Here is a 12518-nt window from a genome sequence, read left to right as displayed (position 1 = left end):
TTTGTTGAGTATAAATCTGTTAAGCTATCTGTCTGCAATCTCTTCACAAATTCGTGCAAAAGCTGCTACTGGATCGTCAGCAGCCGTAATCGGGCGACCAATTACTAAGTAATTAGCACCAGCTTTTAAAGCCGCCGCAGGAGAAAGCGATCGCTTCTGATCGCCCCCTTGGGCCCATTTCGGACGCACCCCTGGACAAACTAACAGAAAATCATCACCGCAAGAATGCCTTAATTGTGCTACTTCCATAGGAGAGCAAACTGCTCCCGGTAAACCCATTTCTTGAGCTAATAAGGCCATGTGCAAAGCATACTCAGGCAACTCTAAAGGTATTTTCAGCTCAAAAGCCAATTGCCGCGAGTTTAAACTCGTTAGCAGCGTAATCCCAATTAAATTCGGCGTAGGTTGTCCCGCTGCGATCGCACCTTGCTCTACCGCTTCCTGTGCAGCTTTCAGTGCATCTTTGCCAGCAGTAGCATGAATCGTAATTAAATCCACCCCATACCTAGCAGCGGCCCGACAAGCACCCGCCACAGTATTCGGGATATCATGAAATTTCAAATCCAGAAAAATCCGTTTTTCCCGTTCCTTTAAAATCGTCAAAATAGCCGGGCCGGAACTGACAAATAACTCTAAACCCACTTTCCAGAAAGAGACATCTGGCAATTGATCGAGGAGTGCGATCGCCTCTTCCTGACTAGGAACATCCAAAGGCACAATAATCTGTTTTGCAATGCTCATAAACAATAGATAAAGTTTTTACCGCTGTTGCGTTACTCTATCCTATAATCCGCCAGGGACTTAAGTCCCTGTCTCAAAGATCAAGTCCTCTGAAGAGGACTAAAAAGATTTTGAAACTTAATTAGTCCTCTTCAGAGCGTTCCACGGGCCCGGCGTGCCCGTTATGAATCACAGAAACAGTAAAGCTAGCCCAAAAGTTGCCAGTCGGATATATTATCCCTGTGTCCTGAGAGTCAAAGACCGACAAATCAATAGTGCGATTTTGAGCCTGATTCAGAGCGTGGTCGTGGGCATGATGATTATGACATTGGTGAAGGGCTATTACCCTATCCCGTTGAGGAGAATCTAAGATCACATCCGCCCACCAATCGGGACACTTCCTTTCGTTCGAGCGCCAAGAGGAGTCATCTAAATGATCCGATGCAAGATAAGCAAACCTGTTGCGGGTGAAATGTCTAATTTCACCCAGATTAACCCAAATGCCGCAGGTATAGATATTGGCTCACAAGAACACTGGGTTTGCGTTCCACCTGATCGAACGTCACAGAATGTACGTAAATTTGGCTGTTTTACCCCTGACTTAATCGAGATGGCCTCATGGTTAGTGGAATGTGGGATAGACACCATCGCGATGGAATCGACAGGAGTCTATTGGATACCAGCCTTTCAAATTTTTGAAGCCAGGGGTATCGAAGTCAAACTGGTGAATGCCCATCACGTCAAAACCGTACCGGGCAGAAAAAGTGATGTGTTGGATTGTCAATGGTTGCAACAGCTACATACTTATGGTTTATTGTCCGGTTCCTTTCGTCCTGATGACCAAAGTTGTGTTCTACGTAGTTACATTCGCCACCGCGATAACTTAATCAAAAGCAGTAGCAGCCACGTACTGCGGATGCAGAAAGCATTAATTCAAATGAATCTGCAACTACATAAAGTCATCAGTGACATCACAGGAGTCACTGGGATGGCAATTATCCGCGCCATTGTAGCTGGAGAAAGGAATCCTCAAGTCTTAGCTAATTTGAAAAATTCTCGGATTAAAAGTAGTACCGCAGATATTGCTAAAGCCTTGAGTGGAGACTATCGAGTTGAGCATATATTTGTGTTAAAACAAGAGTTACAACTCTACGACATCTATCAAGAGCAAATTGCTAGCTGCGATGTGGAGATTGAGCGATATTTAGCTAGCTTTGCTAGCGAAGAAAACCATCCTCCACCAGACCCTCCCAAACGGGGTAACAGAAAGCCCAGAGGTCACGAACCCAATTTTGACTTGCGCCATCAGTTGTATCGGATTAGTGGAGTAGATTTTACTCAAATCCCTGGTTTTGATGTCCTCACAGTACAAGCTCTGCTCTCGGAAGTCGGATTGGATGCTACTCGTTTTCCCACTGTTAAGCATTTTTGTTCTTGGTTAGGGTTGTGTCCGTCTGCGAGGATTACAGGCGGTAAAGTCAAAAGTTCTCATACCCGTTGTGTAGTTAATCGGGCTGCTAATGCCTTCCGTTTAGCTGCTCAATCTTTATCTCGCTCTCAATCAGCTTTGGGGGCTTTTTATCGTCGGTTACGAGCCAGATTGGGCGCTCCAGAGGCTAATACCGCTACTGCCCACAAGCTAGCCCGCATCTTCTATCACCTCTGGAGTACAAAAACCGCTTATGCCGATTCAGGTGCTGACTATTACGAACAGAAATATCGACAACGTATTGTCTCTAAGCTGGAGAAAACAGCTCAATCTCTTGGGTTTGAGCTGGTTGCTTGCGCCTCAAAACTAGATTGAGTTTCTGAGGAGGACTTTAACTATTAGACAGGGACTTAAGTCCCTGGCGGGTTTCAGCGGTTGTTGACACGCCTTGAGCACTGCCGTGTCCTGACTGTGGGTAATATTAATTCCGATGCTACCGGATTTGATCTCCAACTCAGCCTAGCTTGCGCCTAGTTCCCCATCAATCGATTAATTAGAGCATTAATTAGAAGTCGAAGCAGCTAATTCCGCCAAACGTTCTTGCTGATCCAGAGAAATACAAGCCTGAATCACATCATCAATATCCCCCTCCAAAATCGTATTCAGAGAGAAATTCTCACCCAACCGGTGATCCGTAGCCCGATTATCCTTATAGTTATAAGTCCGAATCTTCTCCGATCGCGAACCAGTACCAACCTGCGATCGCCGCATCGAAGTCACCTCATCCTGCTGCTCTCGCAACTTCATCTCATAAAGCTTAGCCCGCAGAATCTGCATCGCCCGCTCCTTATTCTGCAACTGACTCCGCTCCTCAGTACAAAAAATCCGAATCCCCGTCGGCTTGTGGAACAAATCAGCAGCAGTCTCCACCTTATTCACATTTTGACCGCCAGCCCCACCAGAGCGAGCCGTACTCATTTCAATATCCTTCGGATCGATATGAATCTCCACATCATCCACCTCCGGCATCACCGCCACCGTCGCCGTCGAAGTATGCACCCGGCCACCCGCCTCCGTCACCGGCACCCGCTGCACCCGATGCACTCCTGCCTCAAACTTCAACTTACTATAAACACTGTCGCCTTGAATTTCCAGAATCGCCTCTTTAAAACCCCGACTCTCTCCCACCGACTCGCTCAGCATTTTCACTTGCCAATTTTGACTCTGAGCATAGCGAGAATACATCCGCACTAAATCAGCAGCCCAAATACTCGCCTCATCCCCGCCAGTACCCGCCCGAATTTCTAGCATGATATTCTTATCATCATTCGGATCTCGTGGCAGCAACAAAACCTTCAAGCGACTTTCTAGATAATCCGACTTATCCTCAAGTTCACCCACCTCCAAAGATGCCATCTCCTGCATCTCAGGATCGCTCGCCGATTCCTTTAAAATCTGTTTAGCACCAGCTAAATTCTCCTGAGTTTCCTTCCAAAGCTCAAAAGTATTAACCACTTCCTCCAAAGAAGATCGAGCCTTAGCTACCCGTTGAAACTCATTCGGATCTTTCGCGACATCAGGATCTGCCATCCGCCGAGTCAACTCATTAAAAGTTTGCTCAACGGACTTCAATTTATCCAGCAAATAAGATTCAGCCATTGTACTTGTCCTTTGTCCTTTGTTAGTTGGCAGCACAGGCTTTTAAGCCTGCTTCATTAACACCACAGACCAAAAAGCCTGTGTTATTTTTCAACACAGGCTAGAAAACCCGTGTCATTTTGTGCCGATTTTCGATCGAGAACTTGAGATTTTGGATTTAGATTAAATAGTCGCGATACTTACCATTAGCTTCGCCCACGCAGACTTCTTAACTCGCCCACCAACCCGTCAATCTAAAATCCAAAATCCGCCCTTCCCAATCCCACAGATGTAAGTTGTTGGTAGAAAAAACCACCCTCAACAGACTGCGGACAAATGACAATAGCTACTTCTTCTTTTTGCCGCCCTTACCACCCTTAGCAGGGGTTGTCTCTGTTTTGGGAGCCTCTACAACGGGGCCACTCGCTTGAGGATCGACTGGTGGGGGCATTTGACCGCCATCCATCATCCCGTACTTCCGTAAGAACCGCTCAACTCGTCCTTCCGTGTCAATAATCTTCTGAGTCCCAGTGTAATAGGGATGATTGCCAGACCAGACATCAACATTCAGTTCTGGCTTAGTCGAGCCAACCGTCATCACCATTTCCCCGTTGCAGTAAACCTTTGCTTCGGGATACCACTTGGGATGAATACCATCCTTTGCCATTTTTTTACTCTCTAGTCTTGCAAATCTACTACTATTTTAGCTGACCTATGGAGCGGGGGAGTGGGAAGGGGAGGAGCAGGGGAGCTGGGGAGATTTTCTTCTTCCCTCTTCCTTCTTCCTTCTTCCTTCTTCCTTCTTCCTTCGCGCCTACCGTTTCGAGTATTGAGGAGCCTTACGAGCTTTCCGCAAACCGTACTTCTTCCGTTCTTTAGCGCGGGGATCGCGAGTCAAGTAACCCTCACTCTTCAAAGGCTTGCGGTTTTCTGGGTCTAATTGACACAAAGCTCTAGCAACGCCTAAGCGGATAGAGTCAGCCTGGCCAGTCAACCCACCGCCCTCAGCTTTCACTAAAATATCGTACTCATTTTCTAGGCCCAAAGTTTCCAGAGGAGCCTTAGCTAGAGCCAAATAACCTGCATTAAATTGCAGATAAAGATCGCCCTTTTTACCGTTGATGGTTAATTCGCCAGTACCAGGTACTAAACGTACCCGTGCGATCGAAGATTTGCGGCGGCCTGTACCCCAGTACATAGCGCGACCTGATGTATCTACAACTTGCATTAATCATTTCCTCCCGGAATCGTATTAATAATTAACTGTTCGGGTTTTTGAGCGGCGTGGGGATGGTCAGGGCCCGCATATACTTTCAGCTTAGTAAATAGCTGTCTTCCCAAGGAATTATGGGGTAGCATCCCACGCACAGCTTCTTCAACAATTCTTTGGGGTAAACGGACTTGCAATTTAGCAAAGGTTTCCGTTTTCATACCACCTGGTCTACCAGAATGGCGGCGGTAGATTTTCTGGCTGCGTTTTTTGCCAGTAACAGCTACCTTTTCGGCATTGATCACAATAATGAAATCACCCGTATCCATGTGGGGAGTAAAAGTAGGCTTATTTTTTCCCCGGAGGCGCGTGGCAATTTCACTAGCAAGACGACCTAGACGCTGATCTGTCGCATCCACGACATACCAGTTATGTTCTAGGGTATTTACAGGAGGGACATAAGTTGTGTTCATCGGTAATTGTTAGTTGTTAGTTGTTAGTTGTTAGTGGTTAATTGCTAATTGCTAATTGCTAATTGCTAATTGCTAATTGCTAATTGGTGAAACAACTAACAGTTAACAGTTAACAGTTAACCAAAGACAAATTTAGGTTGGGTGTCGTACCAGATGTGAGGGGGAAATGGTAATTCTGGATAGCCAACCCGCAGCAGGCATAAACCATGAGCAGGGGCAGAATATTTTACCATTTCTCGGCGTTCTTGAACCCAGATATCTTTAAAATTCTCAAGCGATCGCTCTCCTCTACCCACCTGCACCAGCAGCCCCACTAGCAGCCGCATCATCCCGTACAGAAACCCACTTGCCTGAACCTCGATGTGAATGAACGGCCCAAATCGCTGACATTCTGCTACTTGCACGTCTACCCAAGAATGAGGGCGTGACGACCCGGCGCGGTGAAAAGCTGCCAAGTGAAAGCGCCCAATCAAGGGACGTTGAGATAGTTGTTTCGATCTCTTCTTGTACTGTACGCTGATGCGGCTGCCGCTGCCAACCGTGCAAGTCTGTGCCGATATATTGGATGACCAAAGCAATACGCTGCATAATAATTAAAAATTAACAATTAAAAATTAAAAATTAAATTTAGTCATTTTTAATTTTGTTTCTTTAACTTTTAATTATTTTCACCGCATTAGACCAGTTCAATAATGGCCATTTCTGCATGATCTCCAGTTCGGGGGACAGTCCGCAGGACGCGGGTATATCCACCGTTACGATTGCCATAGCGTTCTTGAGCTTGTTCAAACAGTGCGTGTACTAGCTGTTTGTCATAGATATAGCCCATTGCCCGCCGACGAGCTGCCAGGGAGCCATCTTTTGCCAGGGTAATCATCCGATCCACTTCTGGTCGCACAGCTTTGGCGCGGGTGAGGGTGGTGGTGATTTTACCATGACGGATTAATTCTGTTGTCAGCGATCGCAGCAGTGCCTTGCGCTGGTCAGCAGGTTTACTAAGTTGGGGAACACGACAACGGTGACGCATATCAATTGGTAATTGGTAATTGGTAATTGGTAATTGGTTAACAGTTAACCGTTAACTGTTAACCGTTAACCGTTAACTCTGCTTTAAGTTTTAGCCTTTTCCTGGGGCAAGGTAATGCCCAAGCGTTTCTGCAAAGCTTCTATCACTTCTTCTGCGGACTTCTGACCGAAGTTCTTGATTTCTAACAAGTCTTCTTGGGTATAGTCCAACAAATCTGCGACTGAATTGATTTGCGCCCGCTTTAGACAGTTGTAAGCTCGGACTGACAACTGTAACTCTTCAATAGGAATCTGACTGGTGGGATCTGCATCTGAACCCACATCACTTCTGAGTGACTCTAAAGTGATGTCTTTCAGGGGAGAGAACAGATCGACCAAGATGCTAGCCGCTTGACTGAGAGCCTCTTGAGGTGTCAAACTGCCATTAGTCCAGATTTCCATGATCAGCCGGTCTTTCTCTGTAGAGCCGCCTACGCGGGCATCCTCAACGCTGTAGTTGACTTTGCGAACCGGCATAAAAATCGCATCAATGGCGAGAAAATCTAGAGCTCCCCCATCGTCACGGCTCCGATCTACTGCCCGATACCCTACCCCTCTTTCTATGCGGAATTCCATTTCCAGCGTCGATCCTGGGGAGAGAGTGGCAATGTACTGGCTGCGATCGATCACGTCAACCTCAGAGGGTACATCAAAGCGGTCTGCGGTGACTGTTGCAGGCCCTTCTACTCGCAGTCTGCCAATTTGCGGTTGGGAAGAATGACTTTTAAGGACAACCTCCTTCATGTTGAGCAGGATCTCTAGAACATCCTCCCGTACCCCCTCAATTGTGGCAAACTCGTGATTGACTCCGGCAATGCGGACTGAAGTTACAGCCGTTCCTTCGAGGTTGGACAGCATCACGCGCCTAAGCGCATTTCCAACAGTCGTTCCTTGACCCCGGTCTAGCGGTTCAAGGATAAATTTTCCGTACTGACTACGGTCTTTATCAGTGTTGGACTCTATACACTCAATCTGAAATTGCGCCACGGAGTGACCTCCCTTTTCCATTGAACCCCACAGTGAATTAAAAATTAAAAATTAAAAATGCCAAATTTAATTGCGTTGATTTTTAATTTTTAATTTTACATTTTTAATTAATTAGACTCGTCGCCGTTTGGGAGGGCGGCAGCCATTGTGAGGAATGGGGGTAACATCTCGAATCAGGGTGATTTCCAGACCCGCACCCTGGAGGGCCCGAATTGCTGTTTCGCGACCTGCTCCCGGCCCGCTAACCATGACTTCAACTTGGCGCATACCTTGGTCGTTAGCGCGGCGGGCCGCACTTTCGGCTGCGGTTTGAGCTGCGAAGGGAGTACCCTTCTTGGCTCCTTTAAAGCCGCTCGAACCCGCTGAAGCCCAAGAAATCACTTCGCCGTTGAGGTCGGTGATCGTGACAATTGTATTGTTAAAGGTAGACTGGATAAAGGCTTGGCCGTTGGGTACATTCCTTTTTTGCTTTTTGGCTCCAGCTTTTTTGGTTGTTTGTCTCGCCATATGAGTCTCTTTAACGGCATTTGAAGTTGACTGCCTGCTGGCTTTGTGCCAGCCTGCACGGAAAATAGATGGAAAAAAAGGTTACTTCTTGGAAGGTGCCTTTTTCTTGCCTGCAACAGTGCGGCGAACGCCCCGGCGAGTCCGGGCATTGGTTCGGGTACGCTGACCCCGCACGGGCAAGCCCAAGCGATGCCGTCTACCCCGGTAAGTCCCGATGTCCATCAAGCGCTTGATGTTCATAGACTCCAAGCGCCGGAGATCCCCTTCGACTTGATAGTTGGTTTCTACCTCTCCCCGCAGAGCTGTCACGTCAGCGTCGCTTAAATCCTTAACGCGAGTGTCAGGATTTACGCCTGTGGCGCTTAGAATCTCATGGGATCTGGTTAGTCCAATTCCATAAATGTATGTCAGACCAATCTCTACGCGCTTATCGCGTGGAAGGTCTACCCCGGCAATCCGTGCCACGCTTTTACTCCCTACTGAATGCTAATTAGCTACAATGTTGTTGAATCAGGCAGCAGATTGCTCCGATGCCTGGGATAATAAACCCCCTAACCCTGGCGTTGCTTATGTTTCGGGTTAGTACATATCACCATCACTCGACCGCGACGGCGGATGACGCGACACTTTTCACAAATCTTCTTAACAGATGCTCGAACTTTCATGCCTTTCTGGGCAACACTACAAACGTAGCATTATAGCATTAACTTGGGTGAATTTACAACAATCTATCTAACTAAATTGGAATTTAGTATTTAGAAAGTTTATCTAAGGCTACTTTTTCCGCAGGCGATAAGTAATTCGCCCTTTTGTCAAGTCGTAAGGTGTTAACTCGACCTTGACGCGATCGCCTGGAAGGATTTTGATGTAATTACGGCGGATCTTGCCAGAAATGTGAGCCAGAACATTAAACCCATTATCTAGGTCAACGCGGAACATCGCATTGGGCAGTGATTCTGTCACCGTCCCTTCCATTTCAATTAAATCTTGCTTAGACAAGTGGTAGTTTCCTCAACTCAACAACTAATTCACTCATAGAGAGCCAAGCCTGGGGTTCTCTTGAGTACCCGTTCAACAATTGGCATTCTTACCTCAAAGCTGCAACGGGCAGACCTAACACAAAGCCAACTAGCTAAAAGGTTTCTAGTTAACATATCTTAGCAAAAGTTGTTAGCGCCAAGAGGTTCAAAGCAAGAGGCAATAGCAGACCTAGCGGGAAGGGGAAGCAGGCTCAAGCAATTGTTGAATATCTGCGGTGACTGCCTCCAGAGAGCGATCGCCATCAACAGTAATTAACTGGTGGCGATCGCCATAAAAACCAATCAAAGGTGCAGTTTGTTCGCGGTAAACCTCCAAACGGCGGCGGATCGTCTCCTCAGTGTCATCTTTACGACCCCTTGCTAACAAGCGAACCACCAAGATTTCATCGGGAACATCCAAATTAACCGTCTGTATGCCTCCCCGATCCCACTCCTGCAACAATTCCTCTAAAAAAGTTGCCTGGGCTACAGTGCGAGGAAAACCGTCCAAAATCCAGCCATTACTGGCATCTGCTTCCTTCAGGCGTTCCCGCACAATATCCATAAGTACCCGATCCGGTACCAACTCCCCGCGATCCATAAAGGCTTGCGCCTTCAGACCCAAATCAGTTTTGGCTACCACACAGGCCCGTAAAATCTCACCCGTAGAAATATGGGGAATTTTCCAGAAAGCCGCTAAAAGCTGAGCCTGAGTTCCCTTTCCGGCCCCTGGAGGCCCCAAGAAAATCAATTGCATTGCTATTGCTTGACCATTCCTTCATATCGCTGGGATATGACGTAAGTTTGAATTTGTTTAGCCGTATCGATCGCCACCCCGACCAGAATCAACAGCGAAGTCGCTCCCAACCCTCTAAAAGTCGTAACATTAGTAGCACTCTCCACAGCCGTAGGCACGATCGCCACCAAGCCTAGAAAAATCGCTCCCAAAAAAGTCAGGCGATTCAACACCCGCTCCACATACTCGCTAGTCTTTTGGCCAGGGCGAATACCAGGAATACTCGCACCCATCTTCTTCAAGTTCTGAGACATATCTACAGGGTTGACAATCAACGAAGCGTAGAAATAGCTAAAGAACAAGATCAAAACCAAATAAACCAGCGCATAGAGCCAAGGCATAGACCCGTTTGGATTCAAAGCATTAGCCACCTGCACCAAAATCGGATTATTTGTAAACTGCCCCAAGGAAGCGGGCAAAATCAAAACAGCCGAAGCAAAAATAATCGGCATCACTCCGCCTTGATTCAAGCGCAGTGGCAAATAGCTGCTTTTTTCTCGGTAAACCTTGCGACCAACTTGGCGGCGAGCAGAAATAATCGGGATGCGGCGCGTTCCTTCCTGAACGAAAACAATCCCAACAATCATCACCAAGAAAACCAGCAACAAAACGATGACTTGACCGACAATTTGGCTATTACCGCTCTGAGCCAACTCCACAGTTTGACCCAAAGAACGCGGCAAAACTGCCACAATGTTGATAAAGATCAGCAGCGACGCACCATTACCAATTCCCCGTTCCGTCACCAACTCCGACACCCACATTACAAACATCGACCCCGCCGTTAAAGCTAAGGCAGTTTGAGCAATGAATAAAGGCGCTGGTTCCTGGGCAAAGGGGCTGACCCAGATCGCAATCCCCACACTTTGAAGCACCGCCCAACCCAGTGCCACATAGCGAGTAATCTGAGAAATCTTACGCCGTCCTGCTTCCCCTTCATTCTTCTGCAACTCCTCTAAACTGGGGAGAGCCGCAGTCAGCAATTGAATGATAATGGAAGCATTAATATAGGGCAAAATCCCTAGAGCAAAAATCCCCAAAGCGGACAGACCGCCGCCAGAGAAAAGATCCAAAAAGCCAATTAAAGGGCTATTCTGAACATTTTGGGCAAAAGCAACGCGGTCAATGCCGGGGACTGGCAAGTGGACACCCAAGCGCACTAAAATCAGCAAGCCGATTGTCACCAGGATGCGCCCCCGCAAACCAGCAGCTTGAGCCATCTGCAAGAATGTCTCTTGTGCAGTTGGCGCTTTATCTCGACTAACGTCCATAAACGAGTTTTTAGTTGTGAATTTGAGTTTTAAATGAGTTTTATCGAGGGGCGACTTGGTGCATTTGGATTTGCCAATCTCAACGCATCGGAATGCCTAAAGCTGGCGTAGCCTACCCAAGAGCGCACCCCTAAACTACTTCACAGCTTCCACCTGCGGCCTCAATTTTGGCGCGGGCCCCGGCTGTAAAACCAGCAGCTTTCACTTGCAGGGCCACATTTAATTCCCCATCTCCTAAGATTTTCAGCGGCCCATCATCAGTAGTGACGATTTTTGCATCGATCAAAGAAGCTAAAGTTACTTCTGTGTTTGGTGGCAGTTCGGCAAGTTTACTTACATTAATCGTAGTGTACTCTTTCCGGTTAACAAGGGGAAAGCTCTTTAACTTGGGTAAGCGGCGGTATAGAGGATTTTGACCGCCCTCAAAACCTGGTCGGGTGCCACTCCCTGACCGAGATTTTTGACCGCGCATCCCCTTACCTGAGCTAGCGCCTTGACCGGCTGAAATACCCCGACCTAAGCGGCGGGGACGCTTTTGGGAGCCTGCTTTTGGCAGAGCATCTTGTAATCTCATAGTTTTGGTAATAGGTAATTGGTAATCGGTAATTGCTAGTTGCTAACTGCTAATTGCTAATTGCTAATTGCTAATTGTTAGTCTTTGGTTTTTAGTTGTATTTTCCTACTAACCGCTAACCATTAGCTATTAACCATTAGCTATTAACCATTAGCTATTAGCCATTAGCTATTAGCCATTGACTAAGCATAAAGGTGTTCAACAGGAACGCCTCGCTCTTGGGCAACCTCAGAAAAGGTTCGCAGGGAGGAAAGAGCATTGACGGCGGCTCTAGCGTTGTTTAAAGGATTACCAGAACCTAGTTGTTTGGCGAGAATATTGCGAACGCCTGCTAATTCAAGCACTGTTCGCACTGCTCCCCCAGCAATTACCCCAGTACCGGGAGATGCTGGTCGCATCATTACTTTGGCTCCGCCACCTTCGCCGTTGACAGGATGGGGGATGGAATTAGCCTTAGTCAGAGGAACTTCTATCAGGTGCTTTTTGCCATCGGCAACGCCCTTTTTAACTGCTCCAATCACGTCACTGGCTTTGCCAACACCGACTCCAACTTGACCCCGTTCGTTACCAATGATAACGATGGCGCGGAAGCTAAGCTTTTTACCACCTTTGACTACTTTGGTAACGCGGCGAATTTGAACGACGCGCTCTTGCCATTCGGGTTCTTTGTCGCGAGATTTGTTACTTTTTTTCTTGTTGGTGTTGCTGTTGCGCTGCTCTTTTTGTTCTGCCATTATTTTGTCCTTTAGAAATTGTTAACTGTTAACTGTTAACTGTTAACCGTTAACCGTTAACTGGTAATTACTAATTAGCAATTAGCCATTAGCAA

General features: G+C 47.2%; 16 protein-coding genes and 1 pseudogene. 1 reads left to right on the top strand and 16 read right to left on the bottom strand.

The window, feature by feature from the left end; all coding sequences use genetic code 11:
* Window positions 1-24: 24 nt before the first annotated feature.
* Window positions 25-741, bottom strand: coding sequence for an orotidine-5'-phosphate decarboxylase (gene pyrF / locus OSCIL6407_RS0127230; RefSeq protein WP_007354947.1), 717 nt, complete (start codon window positions 739-741; stop codon window positions 25-27).
* Window positions 742-1192: 451 nt separating this feature from the next.
* Between pyrF and OSCIL6407_RS0127225 the strand changes: the two genes are divergently transcribed.
* Complete coding sequence (locus OSCIL6407_RS0127225) at window positions 1193-2524, top strand: IS110 family RNA-guided transposase (RefSeq protein WP_173401184.1); 1332 nt, start codon at window positions 1193-1195, stop codon at window positions 2522-2524.
* A 186-nt stretch (window positions 2525-2710) separates the two neighbouring features.
* On the opposite strand, the gene prfA is transcribed toward OSCIL6407_RS0127225, so the two are convergent.
* The 15 genes and pseudogenes from prfA to rpsE all read right to left on the bottom strand — a co-directional run bounded on the left by prfA (window position 2711) and on the right by rpsE (window position 12423).
* Window positions 2711-3808: a peptide chain release factor 1 gene (gene prfA, locus OSCIL6407_RS0127220; RefSeq protein ID WP_007356142.1), complete on the bottom strand. Its 1098-nt coding sequence runs from the start codon at window positions 3806-3808 to the stop codon at window positions 2711-2713.
* A gap of 325 nt (window positions 3809-4133) precedes the next feature.
* Window positions 4134-4454 (bottom strand): 50S ribosomal protein L31, encoded by a 321-nt coding sequence (gene rpmE / locus OSCIL6407_RS38200; protein ID WP_007356143.1) that lies wholly within the window; start codon window positions 4452-4454, stop codon window positions 4134-4136.
* 147 nt (window positions 4455-4601) lie between these two features.
* The gene (gene rpsI / locus OSCIL6407_RS0127210; protein WP_007356144.1) at window positions 4602-5015 is read right to left on the bottom strand and encodes a 30S ribosomal protein S9; all 414 of its coding nucleotides are present in this window, start codon (window positions 5013-5015) and stop codon (window positions 4602-4604) included.
* A complete protein-coding gene (gene rplM, locus OSCIL6407_RS0127205) occupies window positions 5015-5470 on the bottom strand; it encodes a 50S ribosomal protein L13 (RefSeq protein WP_007356145.1) in 456 nt (151 codons plus the stop codon). Before rplM ends, rpsI begins: the two co-directional genes overlap by 1 nt.
* A 116-nt stretch (window positions 5471-5586) precedes the next feature.
* A pseudogene (locus OSCIL6407_RS33035) lies at window positions 5587-6058 on the bottom strand (hypothetical protein).
* Window positions 6059-6146: 88 nt separating this feature from the next.
* Complete coding sequence (gene rplQ / locus OSCIL6407_RS0127195; RefSeq protein ID WP_007356147.1) at window positions 6147-6497, bottom strand: 50S ribosomal protein L17; 351 nt, start codon at window positions 6495-6497, stop codon at window positions 6147-6149.
* A gap of 83 nt (window positions 6498-6580) precedes the next feature.
* Window positions 6581-7522 (bottom strand): DNA-directed RNA polymerase subunit alpha, encoded by a 942-nt coding sequence (locus tag OSCIL6407_RS0127190; RefSeq protein WP_234708761.1) that lies wholly within the window; start codon window positions 7520-7522, stop codon window positions 6581-6583.
* Window positions 7523-7633: 111 nt separating this feature from the next.
* Window positions 7634-8029 carry a 30S ribosomal protein S11 gene (gene rpsK / locus OSCIL6407_RS0127185; protein WP_007356149.1) on the bottom strand — a complete coding sequence of 132 codons (396 nt, stop codon included), beginning with the start codon at window positions 8027-8029 and terminating at the stop codon, window positions 7634-7636.
* 81 nt (window positions 8030-8110) lie between these two features.
* A complete protein-coding gene (rpsM, locus tag OSCIL6407_RS0127180) occupies window positions 8111-8494 on the bottom strand; it encodes a 30S ribosomal protein S13 (RefSeq protein WP_007356150.1) in 384 nt (127 codons plus the stop codon).
* Between the two features lie 86 nt (window positions 8495-8580).
* Window positions 8581-8694, bottom strand: a complete 114-nt coding sequence (gene rpmJ / locus OSCIL6407_RS33030; protein WP_015178722.1) for a 50S ribosomal protein L36 — start codon at window positions 8692-8694, stop codon at window positions 8581-8583.
* 109 nt (window positions 8695-8803) lie between these two features.
* Window positions 8804-9028 carry a translation initiation factor IF-1 gene (gene infA / locus OSCIL6407_RS0127175; RefSeq protein ID WP_006276978.1) on the bottom strand — a complete coding sequence of 75 codons (225 nt, stop codon included), beginning with the start codon at window positions 9026-9028 and terminating at the stop codon, window positions 8804-8806.
* A 210-nt stretch (window positions 9029-9238) separates the two neighbouring features.
* The gene (locus OSCIL6407_RS0127170) at window positions 9239-9805 is read right to left on the bottom strand and encodes an adenylate kinase (RefSeq protein ID WP_007356151.1); all 567 of its coding nucleotides are present in this window, start codon (window positions 9803-9805) and stop codon (window positions 9239-9241) included.
* 2 nt (window positions 9806-9807) lie between these two features.
* Entirely contained in the window at window positions 9808-11115 is a 1308-nt protein-coding gene (gene secY / locus OSCIL6407_RS0127165) for a preprotein translocase subunit SecY (RefSeq protein WP_007356152.1), read from the bottom strand.
* A gap of 130 nt (window positions 11116-11245) precedes the next feature.
* Window positions 11246-11689 (bottom strand): 50S ribosomal protein L15, encoded by a 444-nt coding sequence (rplO, locus tag OSCIL6407_RS0127160; RefSeq protein ID WP_007356153.1) that lies wholly within the window; start codon window positions 11687-11689, stop codon window positions 11246-11248.
* Window positions 11690-11871: 182 nt separating this feature from the next.
* A complete protein-coding gene (gene rpsE / locus OSCIL6407_RS0127155; RefSeq protein WP_007356154.1) occupies window positions 11872-12423 on the bottom strand; it encodes a 30S ribosomal protein S5 in 552 nt (183 codons plus the stop codon).
* Window positions 12424-12518 lie beyond the last annotated feature (95 nt).

The sequence above is a fragment of the Kamptonema formosum PCC 6407 genome, from assembly GCF_000332155.1.
GTDB lineage: Bacteria > Cyanobacteriota > Cyanobacteriia > Cyanobacteriales > Microcoleaceae > Kamptonema > Kamptonema formosum.
The sequence above is the reverse complement of the archived record's forward strand: the minus strand, read 5'-3'. Positions and strand labels throughout refer to the sequence as shown.

What these genes read in the sequence shown, in the direction of transcription:
- pyrF (WP_007354947.1), bottom strand. Translation starts at nt 741, where the DNA reads ATGAGCATTGCAAAACAGATTATTGTGCCTTTGGATGTTCCTAGTCAG.
- OSCIL6407_RS0127225 (WP_173401184.1), top strand. Translation starts at nt 1,193, where the DNA reads ATGTCTAATTTCACCCAGATTAACCCAAATGCCGCAGGTATAGATATT.
- prfA (WP_007356142.1), bottom strand. Translation starts at nt 3,808, where the DNA reads ATGGCTGAATCTTATTTGCTGGATAAATTGAAGTCCGTTGAGCAAACT.
- rpmE (WP_007356143.1), bottom strand. Translation starts at nt 4,454, where the DNA reads ATGGCAAAGGATGGTATTCATCCCAAGTGGTATCCCGAAGCAAAGGTT.
- rpsI (WP_007356144.1), bottom strand. Translation starts at nt 5,015, where the DNA reads ATGCAAGTTGTAGATACATCAGGTCGCGCTATGTACTGGGGTACAGGC.
- rplM (WP_007356145.1), bottom strand. Translation starts at nt 5,470, where the DNA reads ATGAACACAACTTATGTCCCTCCTGTAAATACCCTAGAACATAACTGG.
- rplQ (WP_007356147.1), bottom strand. Translation starts at nt 6,497, where the DNA reads ATGCGTCACCGTTGTCGTGTTCCCCAACTTAGTAAACCTGCTGACCAG.
- rpsK (WP_007356149.1), bottom strand. Translation starts at nt 8,029, where the DNA reads ATGGCGAGACAAACAACCAAAAAAGCTGGAGCCAAAAAGCAAAAAAGG.
- rpmJ (WP_015178722.1), bottom strand. Translation starts at nt 8,694, where the DNA reads ATGAAAGTTCGAGCATCTGTTAAGAAGATTTGTGAAAAGTGTCGCGTC.
- OSCIL6407_RS0127170 (WP_007356151.1), bottom strand. Translation starts at nt 9,805, where the DNA reads ATGCAATTGATTTTCTTGGGGCCTCCAGGGGCCGGAAAGGGAACTCAG.
- secY (WP_007356152.1), bottom strand. Translation starts at nt 11,115, where the DNA reads ATGGACGTTAGTCGAGATAAAGCGCCAACTGCACAAGAGACATTCTTG.
- rplO (WP_007356153.1), bottom strand. Translation starts at nt 11,689, where the DNA reads ATGAGATTACAAGATGCTCTGCCAAAAGCAGGCTCCCAAAAGCGTCCC.
- rpsE (WP_007356154.1), bottom strand. Translation starts at nt 12,423, where the DNA reads ATGGCAGAACAAAAAGAGCAGCGCAACAGCAACACCAACAAGAAAAAA.